Genomic DNA, 17,885 nt, shown 5'->3' on the forward strand with positions numbered 1-17,885 from the left:
TTTTATCCGGTCATCCACGTAGTAGGGTAGCATGGAACGAGACACGTCGCTCGCGCGTCGGGTGGCCCGCGAACTCGCCAGTCGTCGGCTGTTCGCGTACGCGTTCGGGTTGGCTATCGTCACGGCGCCACAGGCGCTGACTTCTCTCGGCGTCACAGTCACCGGAGTACTCCGTACGGGCTTCCTCGCGGTCGGTCTCGGCCTGATGGTCGTGACCTACGTCGCCGAACTCTGGGTCGGCCGTAACGAGGTGGACTCGTCCGAAGAGGCGGGTGCGGCGCCGACCGAGGCGGACGACGACCGCTACTCGACGCGCGACCGACTCGTCGTCGGGCTGGCGGCCCTCGGCGTCGCCGTCGGCGTCTACGTGGCGCTCACGGTCGACCAACTCGCGGGCATCCTGTTCGTCGGCGGGGCGCTGCTGTTCGGGCAGTACGCCTTCCGGCGCGGGCGCGAGGGTGACGAGAACGGAGACGAACGCGGGGTCGTCGGCCGATGAGTGCGGACGGCGCCGGTCGCGGGAGCGGTCCCGGTCCCGACCCCGAGGATATCGACCCCGAGGCGTTCGAGGACCTCCCCAGCACGGACGTCGACGTCGAGGTCCACGTCCACTTCGGGATGACCGGCTCCTTCCCGCTCCGCCTCGCGGAGCTCTTCTTCGCCGACGACGGACTCTACATCGCGGAGTACAGCTACGTCACGCCGCTGTTCGGTCTCGGCACCAAACAGCACAAGAAGGAGGCCGCGGGGATGGAGCGTATCTACGACGTCCACGGTCTCGACGAGGTGCTCCTCCAGGCGGACAAGGTCGTCTGGAGCGCGTACGACAACGTCGAACGAGTCGTCCTCGACGAGGGCGGCGGACTCGGCCGGCCGAAGCTCACGATCTACCTCGAAGACGAGCACTCCTTCGCCTACCGACTCCACGAGGGGGCGGACCCGGCGTGGCTCCGCTCGGAACTCGGCGACGCGGCCGAGCGCCACGGCTTCGGCTTCGAGGCACAGTCGGGCGTGGGATTCCGCCCGCGCGAGAATCTGCGGCGCTTCTTCACCGGGTGAGTTCGCGGGCGCGGAGGGCGGCGTGCCCGAGGAGCGCCCAGCAGACACCCACCACGTAGAGCGCGGTCAACAGGAGCGTGAGGAGCGTCCGCTGCGGTGCGGCCGCCCGCCGTCGCCGCCGCGCGAGGGTCGCACACCGCTCGACCAGCCACCGAACGCCGCGCGTCGTGCCCGCGTCCGGGTGACGTTCGAGCGTCCGGGCGATGGGCGGACTCACCCGCTCGTAGACGCCGACGAGAGCGCGGCCGGCCGGCGTCGGCCGGAGGGCGTCCTCGCGGAACCCCCGGAGTTCGTCGAGCGTCGGCCCCTCGCCGGCCGTCGCGGTAGTGATGAAACACGTCGAGTGGTGTTGGCGGACCTCCAAGCGGCGGGTTTCGGTCTTCTCGTAGGTCGTCACGTCCTCGAACTGCGGGTCGTCGGCGACGAGGAACGCGTCGTCCGTGTACCGGAGGTAGCAGTCCCCGTGTTCGACTCGCTCGTTCGACTCGGTGAGAACGGTGACGTGTTTCTGCCGGCCGTCCCCGACGCCGGGGAGTTCCGCGCCGGCACCCTCGTCTTTGGCAGCCATCTCTGTTCCTCTGTGAGTGTTTCCCACTCATAACACTTGGCCCATCGGGTGAGAGTAACATTCATGGCCGTCCGGTCACTCCCTCGCCGTATGGCAGATACCGTGGGGGACCACGACTGTGAGTACCTCGCGACGCTCGACCTCGACGGGACGGTCGAGTTCACCGAGAGCAGACGCGAACAGTACGGTGGCGACGCGAGTCCCCACGAACCAGTGACACCCGACGCCGTCGTCGAGGCGGCGTCGACGGCCGACGTCTCGGCGGTCCTCGCGGGCGCGAACGAGCGCGGGATTCCGGTCACGCCCCGGAGCGGCGGGTCGGGACTGGAGGGGAACGCCGTCCCCGTCGCCGGCGGCATCGTCCTCGACACGACCCGCATCGACCACGTCGACGCCCAACCCGACGACCTGCAGGTCCGCGTCGGCCCGGGTGTCGTCTACGACGACCTGAACGAGCGCGTCGCCCAGTACGGTCTCCGCTTCGCGCCCGGCATCTCCAGCGGCGACGTCGCGATGGTCGGCGGGATGATCGCGAACAACGCCTCCGGGTTCAACGCCGTCCGCTACGGCGAGACCGGCGACCACGTCCGTCGACTCGAAGTCGTCCTCCCCGACGGCGAGGTCATCGAGTGCGGCCAGGAGGTCGTGAAGTCCTCGTCGGGGTACAACCTCCGCGACCTGATCGTCGGTTCGGAGGGGACGCTCGGCGTCGTCACGGAGGCGACGCTCGAACTCGTCGGCATCCCCGAGCACAAGCGCGCCGCGCTCGTCACCTTCCCCACCGAGCGCGACGCCTCCAGCGCCGTCTCCGAGATCATCCGCTTCGGCGTCCGCCCCGGTGCCATCGAGTTCGTCGACGCGCCGAGCGTCGAACTCCTCAACGCCTACTCGGGGCTCGGACTCCCCGAGAAGCCGACGTTGCTCCTCGAACTCCACGGCAACAACTCCGGCATCGAGGAGGACGTCGAGTTCGTCGAGTCCGTCTGTGCGGACAACCGGATGGAGCGCTGGGAGACCGCCGACGAGTCCGAGATGGACGAGATCTGGCAGGCCCGCCGCGACGCCCTCCCCGCCGCCCGCGCCTACCGCGAGGGGTGGGAACCGCTCGTCATCGGCGACGTCGTCGTCCCCATCTCGAAGTACCCCGACATCGTCGAGACGGTTTCCCGGGTCGCCGACGAACTCGACATCCTCACGACCTGCGTGGGCCACGCCGGCGACGGCAACCTCCACTTCACGCCGCTCGGCGACCCGCAGAACGAGGCCCACGTCGCGGCGGCGAACGAACTCAACGAGCGCGTCGTGAAGGCCGCCATCGACATGGGCGGGACGGCTACCGGCGAACACGGCGTCGGCATCGGGAAACGGAAGTTCATGGACCGAGAGCACGGCGCTGGGAGCGTTCGCGTGATGCAACAGATCAAGGACGCGATCGACCCGAACGGCATCATGAACCCGGGGAAGGTCCTGCCGGACGTGGAGTCGTAGACACCCACCCCTCGTTTCGTGAGTTAGGGTGTCTCGGTGGTAGTCGGTCGTCGGAGGTGCTCGCGGTGCGCCGTCGTCTTCGGGGATGACGTCGGGGAGTACGGCCGGCCCACCCCTCGTTTCGTGAGTTAGCGGCCGGAAGAGGAGTCAGGTCTAGACGGGTCAGGTCTGGACGGGTCGGGTTGAGTCAGGTCCGATTCTCGCGCGTCCACCCCTCGTTTCGCGAGTTCCCGAAGCGTCGGCGTCGCCGACGTCACCGATGCGACGCCACCGAGGTCGACGCCATCGCGACAAACTCGGCGGCCCCACCCCTCGTTTCGTGAGTTAGACGGAGAGGGGAAGTCCGCCGATTCCGGTCGGTGAACGGTCTCTCGCGACCAGGGCTCTCCGGACACGGTCCCCTCGTTTCGTGAGTTAGGGTGTCTCGGTAGTGGGGATGGTCGTGGCGGAATCGGCGGCGTCGATGCGGGCGCGAGAGACGGGGAGGAGTCGATACGCACGAGGGCGACGAGAAGGAGCCGATGCGAACGAGAGACCGGCACTCGAAGCAAATCGTGTTTCGAGAGAGCACTAACCACCGTCTAGAGACTAGACCGACTCCTCTAGACGACTAGTCTTCCTCTCTAGTGGATAGATTGAACCTTACGATACCGGCAAGTCCACTCACCGTCACGTTCACCATCGCTCGACACCGACTTTCTCACGAAATCGGGGGTGGGCGTGTTTATAAATGGGCGAAACTCACGAAACACACAACACCACGGTTATACGGGTGGACCGTCTCGGTAGCGTCATCTACCGATGACGCGTCCCTTCAGCGACATTCGTGAGACCATCTTCGCGGACAAGGAGGTCCTCTCGGAGGACTACCAGCCGGACACCATCCTCGAACGCGACGACGAGATCAGCGCCTACCAGGACGCACTCAAGGACGTCCTGTTCGGCCGGAATCCCTCGAACGTCTTCGTCTACGGGAAGACCGGCGTCGGGAAGACGGCGGTCACCCAGTACATGCTCCAGGCCCTCCAGGAGGAGACCGCCACTCGCGACGAGGCCGACGACGTCCACGTCCGGATGTACAACTGCAACCGGGGGAGCGTGTACGGGGCCGTCCGGACACTCGTCAACTCGCTGCGCGAAGACGGCGCTGAGCAGTTCCCGAAGACGGGTCTCTCGACGGAGGTGGCACTGGAGTCGCTCTACGACGAGATGGACCGCATCGGTGGCACCTTCCTGTTCGTCTTCGACGAGATCGACCACCTCTCGGACGCCGACTCGCTCCTGTACGAGTTCCCACGGGCACGCTCCATCGGCCACCTCACGAACGCGAAGGTCGGCGTCATCGGCATCTCCAACAACTACCGCTTCCGGGACTCGCTCTCGCCGAAGGTGAAGGACACGCTGATGGAGAAGGAGATTTCCTTCTCCCCCTACGACGCGACGGAACTCCGGACCATCCTCCACGACCGGGCGGCGGACGCCTTCACCGAGGGGTCGTGCGACGAGTCCGCCATCGCGAAGTGTGCGGCGCTCGCGGCGCGGGACACCGGCGGTGCGAGACAGGCACTCGACCTCCTCCGGACCGGCGGCGACATCGCCGAGTCGCGGGGCGACGCGGTCGTGGAGGACGACCACATCGACGCGGCCAGGGAGACTGTCCAGCGGGGTCGGGTGACGGACAAGATCCGAGACCAGACGATTCACGGCCAACTCGTCCTCGAAGCGGTCGCCCGCCTCGACCACGCCGGTGACACGCCGGCCCGGAGCAAGGAGATTCGCGAACGCTACGAGATGGTCGCGGAGAACCACGGCCACGAACCGCTGACGACGCTGAAGAGCGTCCAGAACCACCTGAGCGACCTCAAGATGCTGGGCTTCCTCTCCGTCACCGAACACAACGTCGGCAAACGCGGCGGGTCGTACTACACGTACGAACTCACGCTCGACGCAGAGGCGGTCTTCGACGCCCGCGAGACCATCGAACGGGAGCGCTCGTGACGGCGTCTCCCCACCGACACGACTCGCCCCGGGGACCGCCGCCGAACATTCACAGGTAAGTACTCGACTCCCCAACGCTCTCGCATGTCTCGAAACGGGAGTGGGGTTCGGCGTCTCGTCGCGCCGGTGTTGGCGCGGGCGCCCGCCGTCGCGCTCGCGACGACTGGGCTGACGTACCTGTTGCTCCTCCTCGGGTTGTTCACGGCGGCCAGCGGCTCCGGGGCGACCTGTAACCAGACCTACCCGGGGTGTGCCGGACAACTCTCGCCGGTCGGACTCACGCCGCCGCAGTTCGTCGAGTGGTTCCACCGCCTCGTCGCGATGACCATCGGATTCGTCATCCTCGGGAACGGCGTGGTCCAGTGGCGGGCCTACACCCGAACGCGGACGAGTCGTGCGGCGGTCCTCGCCCTCCTACTCCTCCCGCTCCAGGTGATCCTCGGCGGGACGACCGTCACCTTCGCTGGTCTCGTACCCGGCGGCTACACGATGGTCGTGCAGGCGTCGCACTTCTTCGCGGCGCTCGCCATCTTCACGGCGCTCGTCGCGTCGACGGCGTGGGCCTACGAGCGCGAGTGGGGGCGACGACTCGCCTCCGAAGCGGGTGTCCGTTCGGCACTCGGCGTCGCGAGCGTCGCGCTCGTCGGCCACTCCCTGCTCGCACGCGACCTCCTGGTGACGTTCGGTGCGTTCGTCCAGACCGGCTACTACGCCTTCCAGTTCGTCGGGTTCGCCGCGGTCCTCGCGGCCGTGCTCTGGGCACGCGACGCGGAGACCGGGAACTCGTCTACCGGTCTCCGTCTCCGTCGCGCCCACCACGCCGCACTCGGCTGTCTCTTCCTCCTCGTCGTCGAGATGGTCCTCCTCGTCGGAATCGTCCCCATCACGCAACCGGTCGAGACGCTGAGTTGGGTGGTCGCGGCGGCCGCGACGGCGGCGGCGCTCGTCGGTCGGGTCACACTCTCCGACGCGAGCGGACGCTCGTACGCGCAGTCACCGAGTGAGCGCTGAAGGTCTCCCCCTCACGAACGCGTCTCGCTGGTGTTTAAGTGGTCTACGTCCTATCCACAGGTATGGAACGACGTACGTACCTGAAGTCGGTCGGTGGCAGTGCAGTCGCGCTCACGCTCGCCGGATGTTCCAGTAACGGCGGCGAGGGCACGACCACGACCGGAACTGGAACCACGACCGAGACGGCGACGACCATCACCCCCGGTACGGCGCCGGGTTTCCCGCCGTTCGAGATGAAGGAGGGCGGCGAACTCGTCGGCTTCGACATCGACCTGCTCTCGGCGGTCGTCGCCGAGGCGGAGGGGTACCAACTCGGCGAGTGGCAGGAGTTCGCCTTCGACTCCCTCGTGCCCTCGCTCACGTCGAACAAGATCGACGTCATCGCCGCCGCGATGACCATCACCGACAAGCGCGAGCAGACGATCGACTTCACCAACCCCTACTACAACGCCGACCAGGCGATCCTCGTCCGCGAGGACGGGAGCTTCTCGCCCTCGAAGCTCTCGGACCTCTCCGGGCACAAGGTTGGCTCCCAGTCCGGGACGACCGGCGAGAACATCGCGAAGGAACTCATCAAGGAGGGGACGCTCAAGGAGTCGAACTACAACTCCTACGACAGCTACGTCTTCGCGGTCCAGGACCTCCAGAACGGGAACATCGACGCGGTCATCCTCGACGTCCCGGTCGCCCAGACGTTCGCCGACCAGCGGCCAGTCGAGATCGCGTTCACCCACGAGACGGGCGAGCGCTACGGCTTCGGCATCCGCAACGGCGACGACGATCTCCAGTCGGCCCTGAACGAGGGGCTGGCGGCCGTCCGCGACTCCGGTCGCTACGAGGAGATCCGCAACAAGTGGTTCGGCTCCTCCAACCAGTAGACAGATGCCCTGTCCGGTGCCCGTCCCCGGCGGGCTCTCGCCCGACTGGCAGTACGTCTTCGAGAACGCCTGCTACCTCGGCGACGGGCTGTTGGTCACGATCAAGTTGACCCTCGCCAGCCTCCTCGTGGGGTTCGCGGCCGGACTCCCGGCCGCCGTCGTCGAGGTGTACGGCGGCCGTTACAGCAGCGGTCTCGTCCGTAACGTCGGTGTCGTCCTCCGTGGGACGCCCATCGTCGTCATCATCATGCTCGCGTACTTCGCGTTCGGTCTCTCGCCGGCGTTCTTCGCGGCGACGGTCGCACTCGGCTTCCGCAGCGCCGCCTACCAGACACAGATCTTCCGGGGAGCGATCCAGAGCGTCAGCCGCGGGCAGATGGAGGCCGCCCGCTCCATCGGTATGTCGAAGGTCCAGGCGATCCGCCACGTCGTCCTCCCACAGGCGCTCCGTCGGAGCGTCCCCGGCTTCCAGAACGAGGTCACCATCGTGCTCAAAGACACCTCTATCGCGTTCGCCATCGGTCTCGCCGAACTGCTCACCAAGAGTTACGACCTGTTCCAGAGTATCGGCCACACGACGGCCATCTTCGAACTCATCCTCTTCGTCAGCGCCATCTACTTCGTGTTGACCCTGCTCGCGAACCGGTCGCTCGAACTGTTGAACGACCTGGTCGCCATCCCCGGAGGTGGGAACCGATGAGCGGCGCGCCGAACGGCGACGACGAACCGCTCGTCCGCGTTGACGACCTCTACAAGCGCTACGGCGAGGAAGAAGTCCTGAAGGGTATCTCCTTCGAGATGGACCGCCAGGACGTCCAGGTGCTCGTCGGTCCGTCCGGGTCGGGGAAGTCGACGCTCCTGCGGTGTGTCAACCGACTCACCGAGTTCCAGGGCGGGGACATCTACCTCGACGGCACGCCGGTCACGGAGATGGACGAGAACGAACTCCGCCGGCAGGTGGGGATGGTGTTCCAGGACTTCAACCTCTTCGCACACCTCACCGCCAAGCAGAACGTGATGCTCGGGCCGCGTCGCGTCCTCGGGAAGTCGAAGGAGGAGGCCGCCGAGCGGGCGATGGAGGAACTCGAACAGGTCGGTCTCGCCGAACAGGCCGACTCCTACCCGGCGGAACTCTCCGGCGGGCAGAAACAGCGCGTCGGCATCGCCCGCGCGCTCGCGATGGACCCGAAACTGATGCTGTTCGACGAACCCACCTCGGCGCTCGACCCCGAACTCATCGGTGAGGTCGTCGAGGTGATGGAGGACCTCGCCGAGCAGGGGATGACGATGCTCGTCGTCACCCACGAGATGGGCTTCGCCCGTGCGGCCGCGACCGACATCATGTTCCTCGACCAGGGGACCATCGTCGAACACGGTCCGCCCGAGCAGTTGTTCGAGAACCCCGAACACGAGCGCACCGCCCAGTTCCTCGAACGTCTCACTCGGCTCCACGGAGACACACGATGAGCGAGACGGAGACCGGCGCCGCACCCGACGTCCGGACCGAGGAACCCCGTGACTACGCGGCGGGGTTGAAGTACACCGTCGGGGCGCTCTTCTGGGGCTGGATCCTCCTGCGCTGGCTCAACGACTGGTTCGGTGGCGTCCTCGTCCCACGCGGCCAGGCGTTCGTGCCCCCGAGTACGTTCGCCGCGCTCGCCGACTCGGTGCCGCTCTTCGCGGGGCTCTTCGACGCCGTCGCGTTCGCCGTCCAGTTCTTCCCGAACCTGGTGAACGCCCTCTGGTTGAGCGTCATCCTCACGGTCGTCTCCATCACGCTCGGGTTCCCCATCGCCGTCGTGCTCGCCGCCGCGCGGGTCTACGGCGAGTACTCGAACTGGCTCGCGCTCGCCTACGTCGAACTCCTGCGCGGGACGCCGCTGCTCGCCCAGTTGTTCGTCCTCTACTACGGCCTGCCGTGGATCCCGGCGTTCTTCCGGAACCTCTCGTTCGTCGGCCAGGGAATCTTCCCCGCACAGGCCGTCTGGGTCGCCATCGTCGGGTTCATCCTCAACTCGGCGGCCTACCAGGCGGAGTACATCCGCGGCGCCATTCAGAGCGTCGACCCCGGGCAACTGGAGGCCGCCCGCTCCGTCGGTCTCTCGAAGGTCGAGGGAATCCGCCACGTCGTCCTCCCGCAGGCGCTACGCTTCGCGATTCCGGGGTGGACGAACGAACTCGTCTACCTCGTCAAGTACTCCTCGCTGGCGGCGTTCATCACCGTCCCCGAACTCTTCTACCAGGCACAGTCGTTCGCCTCGGAGACGTACCACTACACCGAACTGTTCGTCCTCGCGGGAATCCTCTACCTCGGACTCGTCGTCACGGTATCGAACCTGATGAGTCACGTCGAAGCGCGGGTCGCCATCCCCGGACTCGGAGCGTCGGAGGGTCGTTGACCCTCAGAACTCCGTGACGACTTCGACGCCCGCCGTCTCGTACTCGTCCATCGCGGCCAGTCGGTCCGGGACGTCGTCGAGTGCCACCTCGCGAGTCACCAGCGCCTCGGGGTCGACGTCGCCCGAGGCGATGAGTCGGAAGAGGGCGTCGTAACTCGTCGGCGGCATCCCGCGCGACCCGACGAAGGAGAGTTCGTGGCGCGTCATGTAGTCCGTCGGGAGCGACACTTCGCCTTTCTCCGCCTCGGTCGTCAGTCCGACCTGGACGTGCGTCCCGCGTTGGCGGAGCGACTCCACGGAGGCGCGACACGCCGCGGCCGTCCCGACCGCGTCGACGGAGACGTGTGCACCCTTGCCGGACACCTCGCGGATCGCCTCGGCAGCGTCCACCTCGCCGGCGTTCACCGTCTCGACGGCGCCCTGGTCGCGTGCTCGCTCCAGTTTCTCGTCGTCGAGGTCGACCGCGACGACGTTCGCACCGCGCGAGCGGGCGATCTGGACGGCCGAGAGTCCAAGACCACCACAACCGTGGACGGCGACCCAGTCGCCGGCGCCAACGTCGACCTGCGCGGTGAGCGCGTGGAAGGCGGTCATGAATCGACAGCCGAGGGCGGCGGCGGCCTCGTAGGAGACTTCGTCGGGGAGGTGGGCGAGGTTGTAGTCGGCCTCGGGGACGTGGACGTACTCGGCGAACGCGCCCGGCGCGTCCGGTTCGAACCCGAGCGCGTAGCCGTCCTCGCAGACGTTTCCGTGGCCGGTCCGACACTCGGGACAGGAGGCGTCGCCGAGCGAGAACGGGACGGCGACGCGCTCGCCGACCTCGAAGTCGTCGACGCCGTCGCCGACCGCGACGACCTCTCCCGCGGGTTCGTGGCCGAGTATCTGCCCTCTGGGTACCTGGTCGTCGGCCCACTCGCCGTGGCCCTTCCAGGCGTGCCAGTCGCTACGACAGATGCCACACGCCTCCACGCGGACGACGACGCCGGCGTCGGCGGGTTGTGGACGTTCGACCTCCTCGATGCGGAGCGGTTCGCCGTACTCTTCCAGCACTGCGGCGCGCATACTGGCCGTGGGTGGGCACCGACCAAAACGGTTGTCCGTCGACTCGCCCACCAGATTCGCGATATCGCAACGTTTTCGGGCGTTTCGGCCGTGTCCGGGGACGTGGCTATCGAAACCATCCAGTCCGGGGTCTGGTCGGTGGTTCCCGCACTCCTCGCCATCAGTCTGGCGTGGTACACGCGCGACGCCATCATCGGCCTGTTCCTCGGCGTGACGAGCGCCGCACTCATCTACGGTGGGCTCCAGCCGGCGGCGGCGGGCGTCCCCGACGCGTGGGTCGGCACGACGCTCGGGACGGTCGCCGGCGTCGTGTTCGGACTGAAACTGGTACCGGACCTCATCGCGAGTGCCAACCTCTTCGGGAGTCTCTGGTACATCAAGAACGTTCTCCTCGCCATCTTCGCCATCGGTGGACTCATCGGCCTGATGATTCGCTCCGGGGCGATTCGGGGCGTCCTCGAGGCGCTCACCGAACGGGTGGAGTCGGCCGAGGACGCCGAGAAGGCGACGTTCCTCGCGGGCATCGTCGTCCACATCGACGACTACTTCAACTGTCTCGTGGTCGGCACGATGATGCGCCCGCTGACGGACAAGTACAACGTCTCGCGGGCGAAACTCGCCTACTACGTCGACTCCGCGGGGAGTCCGGCCGCCCGCCTCGCCTTCTACTCGACCTGGGGGGCGGCGATGGTCGGCTTCATCGGCGCCGGTCTCGTCCAGGCGAAGAAGCAGGGCATCCTCCCCGACGCCTACAGCGAGTTCGTCACGACGACGAGCGGTGGCGACGTCCAGGCCGTTGCCGACGCCATCTGGCCGCTGTTCTTCAACACGCTGTTCACCGGCTTCTACTCGTGGGCGGCGCTCGGTCTCGCCGCGCTCGTCGCGTGGCAGGTCTTCCCGAACGTCGGCGGGATGGCCGAGGAGGAACGTCGTGCCCGCTCTGGCGGGGGCGTCCTCGGCGAGGAACACAACCCGATGATCTCCGAGGAGATGGCCGACTACGAGATGTACGAGGGCGCGACGCCCGACTGGAAGAACTTCCTCGTCCCTATCCTGACGATGGTCGTTGTCGGTCTCCTCGCGATGTTCTGGACGGGCGAGGCGATCGTCTCCACTGGCCCGACCGGGTCGCTCGCGCTCAACATCGGCGGCGTCCAACTCGGTCTCGCCTCGATGTCCGCGCTCGTCGTCGCGTTCGTCCTCTACCGCGTCCGTGGCGACATCCCCTCGAACGAGGACGCCGTCGACGCCGTCGTCGTCGGGATGAAGGGGATCTTCCTCGCCGCAGTCATCCTGTTGTTCGCGACGGCCATCCAGAACGCCGTGACGACGCTCGGCATCTCGTCGTTCGTCACGAACGTCTTCTCGGGCGTGCCGGGTTGGATCGTCCCGGTCGCCCTCTTCCTCACGTCGAGTTTCGTGAGTTTCTCCGACGGGTCGTCGTGGTCGACCTACGGGATCATGTTCCCCATCGCCATCCCCATCGCGTTCACGACGCCCGCGAACCTGATTCTCGTGCTCGGTGCCGTCTTCTCCGGCGGTATCTTCGGCGACCACTGTTCGCCCATCTCCGATACGACGGTGCTCGCCTCCTCGACCAGCGGCGCCGACCACATGGTCCACGTCCGCACGCAGATTCCCTACGCGCTGGTGAGCGCCGGCATCGCCGCCACCCTCTTCCTCGTCCTCGGGTTCGTGCTCCCCGAAGGGTGGCAGATCATCCCCTACTGAACCACTTTTTACGCTGCGCTCGCGGCCTCTCGGCCGCTCACTCGGTAAAAACGTGGTGAAAAAGCACTCCTCTCTCCCGTCGCTCACTTCGTTCGCGGTAGTCGTTCGTCGGCCTCGTGACTTCGCCGCGAGTGAACCGCTTCGCTCGGGTCTTCCAGACCGCTCGCTCGCGGATGCACGACGGCGTGGCCTTCCCGGACGTCCGATTCTCAGTTATATACTCCCGTGGAGTACTTAAAGAACGGCTCCGTCTCCCACTGCTTTTCTCCGCCGCGTCCCTCTGCCCGAGTATGACCGACACACGCGTCTCGGCGTCGAGTGACCCCCTCCCCGACGCCCTGATGGCGCACCTCGTCTACCCGACGGCGAGACTCGTCCTCCGCTCGCCGTTCCACGACCTCGTCAGCGACGAACTCCTGCTCGTCTCCCACACCGACGCCGAGACCGGTGAGACGCGGGCCGAACCGGTCGGCTACCACGAGTCCTCGCGCGGCGCCGACCTCGTCGCGTTCACCGACCGAGGGTGGGCCACCGACCTCGATACGGGCGAGTCGGTGACCCTCACCCACCGGGGCGACGACGTCCCGGCGACCGTCGAAGTCGTCTCGGACCCCCGGCGCGTCGCGAAGTACCTCCGCGCGTTCCTCCAGCGCGAGGGCCTCGACGCGGCCCCACGCGTGAGCCTCGACATCGAGGGTGCGGACGTACCGAGTCGCGAGGAACTCACAGCGGCCGTCGACGACGGCGGCGTGGTCGCGCTGCTGTTCGACGTGCAGGAGTGAGCACACGTTCGGGCGCGGGGAGGCGTCGGTGTCGAGTCACTCGACGACCGAGAGGAACCCCGCACTCGTCCCGACGGCGACGACGTCGCCCACGGTCGTCCAGACCTGTCGTGCCTCCTCGGTGAACGTCCACCGCTCCGCACCGTCGGCGAGGGACAGCGAGCGGATTCGCCAGCGGTGCTCGTCGAGACGCGTCCCCACGACGACCCGGTCACCCTGCGAATGGACCCGGTCGATTCCTCCACTTCCGCTGGCCGTCCAGCGCGTCTCCCCGGTCGCCCGGTCGAGCGCGTAGAGCGTCCCTTCGCCGGCGACGAGGAGCGAGTCGCCCGCGACGACCGGTTCCGACCGGGTGGCGTCCTCGAACTGCCGCGACCAGCGGACGGACCCGTCGGCGGCGTCGAGTGCGAGGACGAACCCGTCGAACTCGGTGACGTAGACGGTACTCCTGTCCGTGGTTCCGCCGGCGACGACGAAGTTGTCGTCCGCGTCCAGTACGTGGTGCCACCGCTCGTCGCCGGTGTCGACGTTCCGGCCGCGGACGGTCGGCGTGTCCGACCCCTGGCGACGGTCGCGACGACGGGCGCGTCCGTGCTCGACCCAGTACCGACGCCGAGGTACCGTTCTTCGACCGACCACCGTTCCGTCCCGTCCTCGGTCGCGAACGCCATCGTCGCGACGCCCCCGACGGCGACGACGAGCGTCCCGCCGATGACGACACCGAGCCCGTTCCACGTGTCGCCCGACTCGGCCGTCCACCGAGTCGTCCCGTCGGTGCGGTCGACTGCGGAGACGGTCTCTCCGCCGAACGGTGCGACCGCGTCGTTGTAGGTGCCGGTGTAGACCGTCTCCCGGTCGAATCCGAGGACGGCGAGCGACTTGTCGACGGCGTCGGTCCGCCACACGGTCCTGTCGGGGCCGACGCGGAGGAGTCGTCGTTCGCTCGCGCCGGCGTGGCCGAAGGGACCGTACACCTGCCCGTCGCTCGCCCGCAGTCGGTTCGTCGCCGGCGCGAACGTCTCCGCGTGCCACTCGACCCCGTCGGACGTGAGCGCGGCGACGAGTCCGGGCGACGTCGGGTCGAAGGTCGGGGGGAGGAACGAGTCGTCCCGACTGGCGGTCGCCGCGTAGACCGTCTCACCGTCGACGGCCGGGCGTTCGAGAGGGCCGTCGAACCGGTAGCGGGCGGTCACCGCGTCGGTCTGTGGCTCGACTCGCTCGGGCGGAGAGACGCCGCCGACGAACGGGAGCGCAGCACAGCCGGCGCTCGTGGCTGCGAGTGCCGTCGCCAGGAAACCGCGTCGCGTCGTGGAGGGCGTAGTCACACTCGATCGGACCGACCGAACCGGGGTAAGCTTTCAGGTGGGTGACGGTCACCCGGGCCGCTACATGAAGTCCGAGAGGCCGGCCTGCGAGTCGTCGTCCTCGGCGTCTTCGGCGCGTTCCTCGGTGTCGACGTCGTCTTCGCCACCCGCTTCGCCGTCGGATTCGGGGTCGGTGGCGGCCATCTCGGTGGTCTCGGCCTGTCCCTCGAAGGCGCCGCCGGAGTGCTCGACGGCCCGTTCGGCTTCGAGTTCCTCGGCGTCCTCGACGATGGACTGGACCTTGTTCGTGTCCTTCCCGCTCCCGGTGACGAACGAGACGTGGGACTCGTCCATGTCGTAGCGGGAGGCCATCGCGACGGTGAGTTCCCGGTTCTTGCAGTGGTGGGTCATCGCCGCGAGGAAGGGCATGATCTCGCGACGCGCGGTGGCCATCGAGACCCCCGCGTCCTCGGCGATGCGGGAGGCGATGTAGTCGCGCGTCTCGCGGGTGCCCTTCGAGCGACCGAGTTTCGACCAGTAACTCGGCGGCCCGTAACGCGTCCACCCGCCGTGGTCGTGTCGACGCGAGGCCGCCACGCCGGCCGCGACGTTGTCGGTCGCGTAGCGCCAGTAGGAGTAGTTCTGCGTGGCGCGCACGCGGCCGAGCCACTTGTCGGCGTTCGAGAGGAAGTCGTAGGCGGTGGCGAGTTCGTCGCCCCGGAAGTCCTTGGGGACGTTGTCCTCGACCCAGTTGAGGAGGTCGTCGGGTGTCTCGTCGACGTCGTAGGCCGAGTGGAGCGCGTCCTCCGCGCTCTCGTGTTTGATGACGTCGTCGAGGAAGTCGAAGATGCCCTCGGTCGTGTCGCGCTCGCCGGTCACCACGTCGTCGACGGTGAGTCGTTCGGCCTCCTCGGCGAGCGCCTGGAGGTCGTTGACGGCCGAGCGGAGGTCGCCGCTGTTCTTCTCGGCGAGTCGGTCGAGCGCATCGTCGTCGTAGTTGATGTCCTCGCGCCGGCAGATGTCCCGGAGCACGGGGACGATAGAGCGCTTCGAGACGTCGCGGAACTCGATCTCCTGGCAGGCGTTCCGCAGCGTCTTCGACATGTCGTAGTACTCGTTGGCGACGAGGACGATGGGCTGACTCGACTCCTTCACGACGCCCGTGATGGCCCGCGAGCCACCGCGGTCGGCGTTGCCGTGGATGTTGTCCGCCTCGTCGAGGAGGACGAGCTTTCGGCCGCTCTCGCCGCCGCCGAGCGTGCCGCTCTTCGCCGCCTCGCCGGCGACCCGGTCGATGACGGAGGCCGTCCGCTGGTCGGAGGCGTTCAGTTCGATGGTGTCCCACCCCATGTCGTTGGCGAGGGCGTGGGCCGCCGAGGTCTTCCCGACGCCGGGCGACCCGTGGACGATGACCGCCTCGCGGTGGTCCTCCCACGTCTCCGCCCACTCGCGGAGTTGGTCGCGGGCTTTGTTGTTCCCGCGTATCTCCGAGAGCGACTTCGGGCGGTACTTCTCCGTCCAGTCTACCACCGGCCGAACACCCCTCGGACACGTGAGAGACGAGCGCTCGCGGCGGCAGTGGAGACGATGCCGAACATATACACGTCTTACTCGGCGGGGAGCCAAAAGACGCTGGACCCGTCTCCGAACCCGGCCGCGAACGTCTATTCAGCTGGATATGTGTCTGTAATATGTAGGTATGGTTAGGGGGCGGTCGGTGTTACTTCGAGAACATGTTCCCCGAGACCCTCGTCTCGGAGCGGCTTCGACTCGAACGATTGACCGACGAACTGGTGGACGTCTACGACCTCTACGCGCTCTGTGGGGGAGCGCAGGGGACCGGCGGCGACGTGGCGGTTCGGCCCGACGTCGGCGCGGGTGGGGCGTTGTTAGATTTCCCACACGCGACGGTCAAGGAGACGTACGACTTCCTCGGAGAGAGTCAGCGACGCTGGCGGGAGGGGGAGGCGGCGACCTACGGCGTCACCGTCGAGGGCGACGTCGTGGGACTCGCGACGCTCGAACCCGACTGGGAGCGGCGGACCGGGAACCTCGCGCTCTGGCTCGCACCCGCGGAACGCGGTCGGGAGTACGCCCAGGAAGTCGGCGACCTCCTCGTCGACGTCGTCTTCGACGACCTCGACCTCGACCTCGTCGCGGTCCACCACGACGTGGGCGCGGACACGGCCCGGCGGGCACTCGAGAAGTTCCTCGAACGCAACGGCGGGCGCTTCGAAGCACGCATCCGAAACGCGGTGAACCGCGGCGGCGAACTGGTCGACCAGCGACGTTACACCCTCTCGCGGGCGGAGTATCGCGATGAGTGACCTCTTCCCCGAACGTCTGGAGAGCGAACGGCTCAGGTTCGTCCGATTCACGCGGGGCGACGTCGACGTCCGCGACGCGTTCGAGCGACGGAGCGCCGCTCACAGCGAGACCGCCGCCGCGGAGTTCGAACACCTCGCCTACGAACCACACGCCGTCCCCAAGCGCACCTTCGATACGCTCGCCGGGGCGGAACGGCGCTGGGAGCGAGGCGAACTCGCGATGTACACCATCCGGCCGAAATCCGGTGAACCGAACGCGGGCGAACCCGCGGGGACGACCGCACTCATCCCCTACTGGGAGCAGCAGACGGCCCAGTTGAGCATCTGGCTCCGCAAGCCGTTCTGGGGCCGGGGCTACGCCGGTGAGCGGGCCGACCGCTTCCTCGAACTCGCCTTCGTCCGCCTCGATTTGGACCTGGTCGTCGCGGCCTGCGCCGTCGAGAACGAGCGCGCCCACGGCGCTATCGAGAAGTACGTCGCCCGCCACGGCGGCCAGTACGAGGGCGTCCTCCGCAACTGGCACCCGCGGGCCGACGGGTCCGTCGCCGACCTCCACGAGTACACCGTCTCGGCCGAGCAGTACGCCGCGGCCCGCGGCGTCGACGACGCCGACGGTGCCGATGGTGCCGACGGTACCGACGACGGCGAGTCGCCCCCGGACTACCAGAAGCGATTTCGCCGTCCCGTTCGCACACCCGGGCATGTCCGCCCTCCAAGAGCGAAGCGAGAAGCCCTACGTCGCCAGCGCCGTCGCCGGTATCGCCGCCTACCTGCTCGGCTACCTCGTGACGTACGTCTGGCAGGCGAGTCACGTCCGCGAGATGCTGCGCGGCATCAACGCCGTGCTCCAGTTCTTCGGGGGCGACGCCATCCCCGCGTGGAAGGCCGTCGGCTGGCTGTTCTACAACGCCCACTTCGTCGCGTTCACGCACCCCACGCTCGGCGGCGGGAGCGTCGCCCGCAACTGGATCGCTTCGGGCGACGCGCCGACGCTCCTCTACATCGTACCGGTCGGCTGTCTCTTCGTCGCGGGCGCGGCCGTCGCCCACCACGCGGGGGCCGAAGACCCGCAGACCGGCGCGACACACGGGGCGTCGGTCACGCTCGGCTACGTCTTCCTCGCGCTCGTCGGCGTCTTCCTCTTCACCGCGACTCGCGGTGACTACACCATCGCGCCGGACCTCGTGACCGGCGTCCTCCTCGCGGGGGTCGTCTACCCCGCCGTCGTCGGCGGTGTCGGCGGCGCCATCGCGGGCGTGCTCGGCGAGGACTGAGTCG

The 17,885-nt window shown here is 67.7% G+C and carries 18 protein-coding genes and 1 pseudogene; 15 read left to right on the forward strand and 4 right to left on the reverse strand.

Going from position 1 to position 17,885, the window contains the following annotated elements; translation table 11 throughout:
- Positions 1 to 31: 31 nt before the first annotated feature.
- Together P0Y33_RS16595 and P0Y33_RS16600 are read left to right on the forward strand one after the other, a co-directional pair.
- The gene (locus P0Y33_RS16595; protein WP_279528493.1) at positions 32 to 499 is read left to right on the forward strand and encodes a hypothetical protein; all 468 of its coding nucleotides are present in this window, start codon (positions 32 to 34) and stop codon (positions 497 to 499) included.
- On the forward strand, positions 496 to 1,059 hold the full coding sequence (locus P0Y33_RS16600) for a hypothetical protein (RefSeq protein ID WP_279528494.1): 564 nt from the start codon (positions 496 to 498) through the stop codon (positions 1,057 to 1,059). Before P0Y33_RS16595 ends, P0Y33_RS16600 begins: the two co-directional genes overlap by 4 nt.
- Here P0Y33_RS16600 and P0Y33_RS16605 read toward each other — a convergent pair.
- On the reverse strand, positions 1,049 to 1,627 hold the full coding sequence (locus P0Y33_RS16605; RefSeq protein ID WP_279528495.1) for a CFI-box-CTERM domain-containing protein: 579 nt from the start codon (positions 1,625 to 1,627) through the stop codon (positions 1,049 to 1,051). The two genes, P0Y33_RS16600 and P0Y33_RS16605, sit on opposite strands and share 11 nt — an antisense overlap.
- 90 nt (positions 1,628 to 1,717) lie before the next feature.
- Here P0Y33_RS16605 and P0Y33_RS16610 point away from each other — a divergent pair, with 90 nt between their 5' ends.
- The 7 genes from P0Y33_RS16610 (at position 1,718) to P0Y33_RS16640 (ending at position 9,401) form a co-directional block, all read left to right on the forward strand.
- Positions 1,718 to 3,115, forward strand: coding sequence for an FAD-binding oxidoreductase (locus P0Y33_RS16610; RefSeq protein ID WP_279528496.1), 1,398 nt, complete (start codon positions 1,718 to 1,720; stop codon positions 3,113 to 3,115).
- An 801-nt stretch (positions 3,116 to 3,916) separates the two neighbouring features.
- Complete coding sequence (locus P0Y33_RS16615; protein WP_279528497.1) at positions 3,917 to 5,113, forward strand: orc1/cdc6 family replication initiation protein; 1,197 nt, start codon at positions 3,917 to 3,919, stop codon at positions 5,111 to 5,113.
- An 84-nt stretch (positions 5,114 to 5,197) separates the two neighbouring features.
- Positions 5,198 to 6,124, forward strand: coding sequence for a COX15/CtaA family protein (locus tag P0Y33_RS16620; protein ID WP_279528498.1), 927 nt, complete (start codon positions 5,198 to 5,200; stop codon positions 6,122 to 6,124).
- Between the two features lie 62 nt (positions 6,125 to 6,186).
- On the forward strand, positions 6,187 to 7,002 hold the full coding sequence (locus P0Y33_RS16625) for a basic amino acid ABC transporter substrate-binding protein (protein ID WP_279528499.1): 816 nt from the start codon (positions 6,187 to 6,189) through the stop codon (positions 7,000 to 7,002).
- Between the two features lie 4 nt (positions 7,003 to 7,006).
- Positions 7,007 to 7,702, forward strand: a complete 696-nt coding sequence (locus P0Y33_RS16630; protein ID WP_279528500.1) for an amino acid ABC transporter permease — start codon at positions 7,007 to 7,009, stop codon at positions 7,700 to 7,702.
- On the forward strand, positions 7,699 to 8,469 hold the full coding sequence (locus tag P0Y33_RS16635; RefSeq protein WP_279528501.1) for an amino acid ABC transporter ATP-binding protein: 771 nt from the start codon (positions 7,699 to 7,701) through the stop codon (positions 8,467 to 8,469). The genes P0Y33_RS16630 and P0Y33_RS16635 overlap by 4 nt, the downstream gene beginning before the upstream one ends.
- Positions 8,466 to 9,401 carry an amino acid ABC transporter permease gene (locus P0Y33_RS16640; protein ID WP_279528502.1) on the forward strand — a complete coding sequence of 312 codons (936 nt, stop codon included), beginning with the start codon at positions 8,466 to 8,468 and terminating at the stop codon, positions 9,399 to 9,401. Before P0Y33_RS16635 ends, P0Y33_RS16640 begins: the two co-directional genes overlap by 4 nt.
- A 3-nt stretch (positions 9,402 to 9,404) precedes the next feature.
- Here the strand turns inward: P0Y33_RS16640 and P0Y33_RS16645 are convergent, their stop codons facing one another.
- Positions 9,405 to 10,463 (reverse strand): zinc-dependent alcohol dehydrogenase family protein, encoded by a 1,059-nt coding sequence (locus P0Y33_RS16645; protein ID WP_279528503.1) that lies wholly within the window; start codon positions 10,461 to 10,463, stop codon positions 9,405 to 9,407.
- A 102-nt stretch (positions 10,464 to 10,565) separates the two neighbouring features.
- On the opposite strand from P0Y33_RS16645, the gene P0Y33_RS16650 reads away from it, so the two are divergent.
- Complete coding sequence (locus tag P0Y33_RS16650; protein WP_279528504.1) at positions 10,566 to 12,194, forward strand: Na+/H+ antiporter NhaC family protein; 1,629 nt, start codon at positions 10,566 to 10,568, stop codon at positions 12,192 to 12,194.
- 290 nt (positions 12,195 to 12,484) lie between these two features.
- The gene (locus tag P0Y33_RS16655) at positions 12,485 to 12,976 is read left to right on the forward strand and encodes a hypothetical protein (RefSeq protein WP_279528505.1); all 492 of its coding nucleotides are present in this window, start codon (positions 12,485 to 12,487) and stop codon (positions 12,974 to 12,976) included.
- A 36-nt stretch (positions 12,977 to 13,012) separates the two neighbouring features.
- On the opposite strand, the gene P0Y33_RS16660 is transcribed toward P0Y33_RS16655, so the two are convergent.
- Entirely contained in the window at positions 13,013 to 13,615 is a 603-nt protein-coding gene (locus P0Y33_RS16660) for an outer membrane protein assembly factor BamB family protein (protein ID WP_279528506.1), read from the reverse strand.
- A 240-nt stretch (positions 13,616 to 13,855) separates the two neighbouring features.
- Between P0Y33_RS16660 and P0Y33_RS16665 the strand changes: the two genes are divergently transcribed.
- Entirely contained in the window at positions 13,856 to 14,107 is a 252-nt protein-coding gene (locus P0Y33_RS16665) for a hypothetical protein (RefSeq protein ID WP_279528507.1), read from the forward strand.
- A gap of 254 nt (positions 14,108 to 14,361) precedes the next feature.
- Here the strand turns inward: P0Y33_RS16665 and P0Y33_RS16670 are convergent, their stop codons facing one another.
- Positions 14,362 to 15,810: a replication factor C large subunit gene (locus tag P0Y33_RS16670; protein ID WP_279528508.1), complete on the reverse strand. Its 1,449-nt coding sequence runs from the start codon at positions 15,808 to 15,810 to the stop codon at positions 14,362 to 14,364.
- Positions 15,811 to 16,013: 203 nt separating this feature from the next.
- Here P0Y33_RS16670 and P0Y33_RS16675 point away from each other — a divergent pair, with 203 nt between their 5' ends.
- From P0Y33_RS16675 to P0Y33_RS16680, 3 genes and pseudogenes are all read left to right on the forward strand, one after another.
- Positions 16,014 to 16,607 (forward strand): GNAT family N-acetyltransferase, encoded by a 594-nt coding sequence (locus P0Y33_RS16675; protein ID WP_279528509.1) that lies wholly within the window; start codon positions 16,014 to 16,016, stop codon positions 16,605 to 16,607.
- Positions 16,600 to 17,067, forward strand: a pseudogene (locus P0Y33_RS19175) (GNAT family N-acetyltransferase); the annotation flags it as partial. The gene P0Y33_RS16675 and the pseudogene P0Y33_RS19175, both read left to right, overlap by 8 nt.
- A 241-nt stretch (positions 17,068 to 17,308) precedes the next feature.
- Positions 17,309 to 17,881, forward strand: coding sequence for a transporter (locus P0Y33_RS16680; protein ID WP_279528510.1), 573 nt, complete (start codon positions 17,309 to 17,311; stop codon positions 17,879 to 17,881).
- Positions 17,882 to 17,885: the final 4 nt, after the last annotated feature.

Source organism: Halospeciosus flavus, from assembly GCF_029814175.1.
Lineage (GTDB): Archaea > Halobacteriota > Halobacteria > Halobacteriales > Halobacteriaceae > Halospeciosus > Halospeciosus flavus.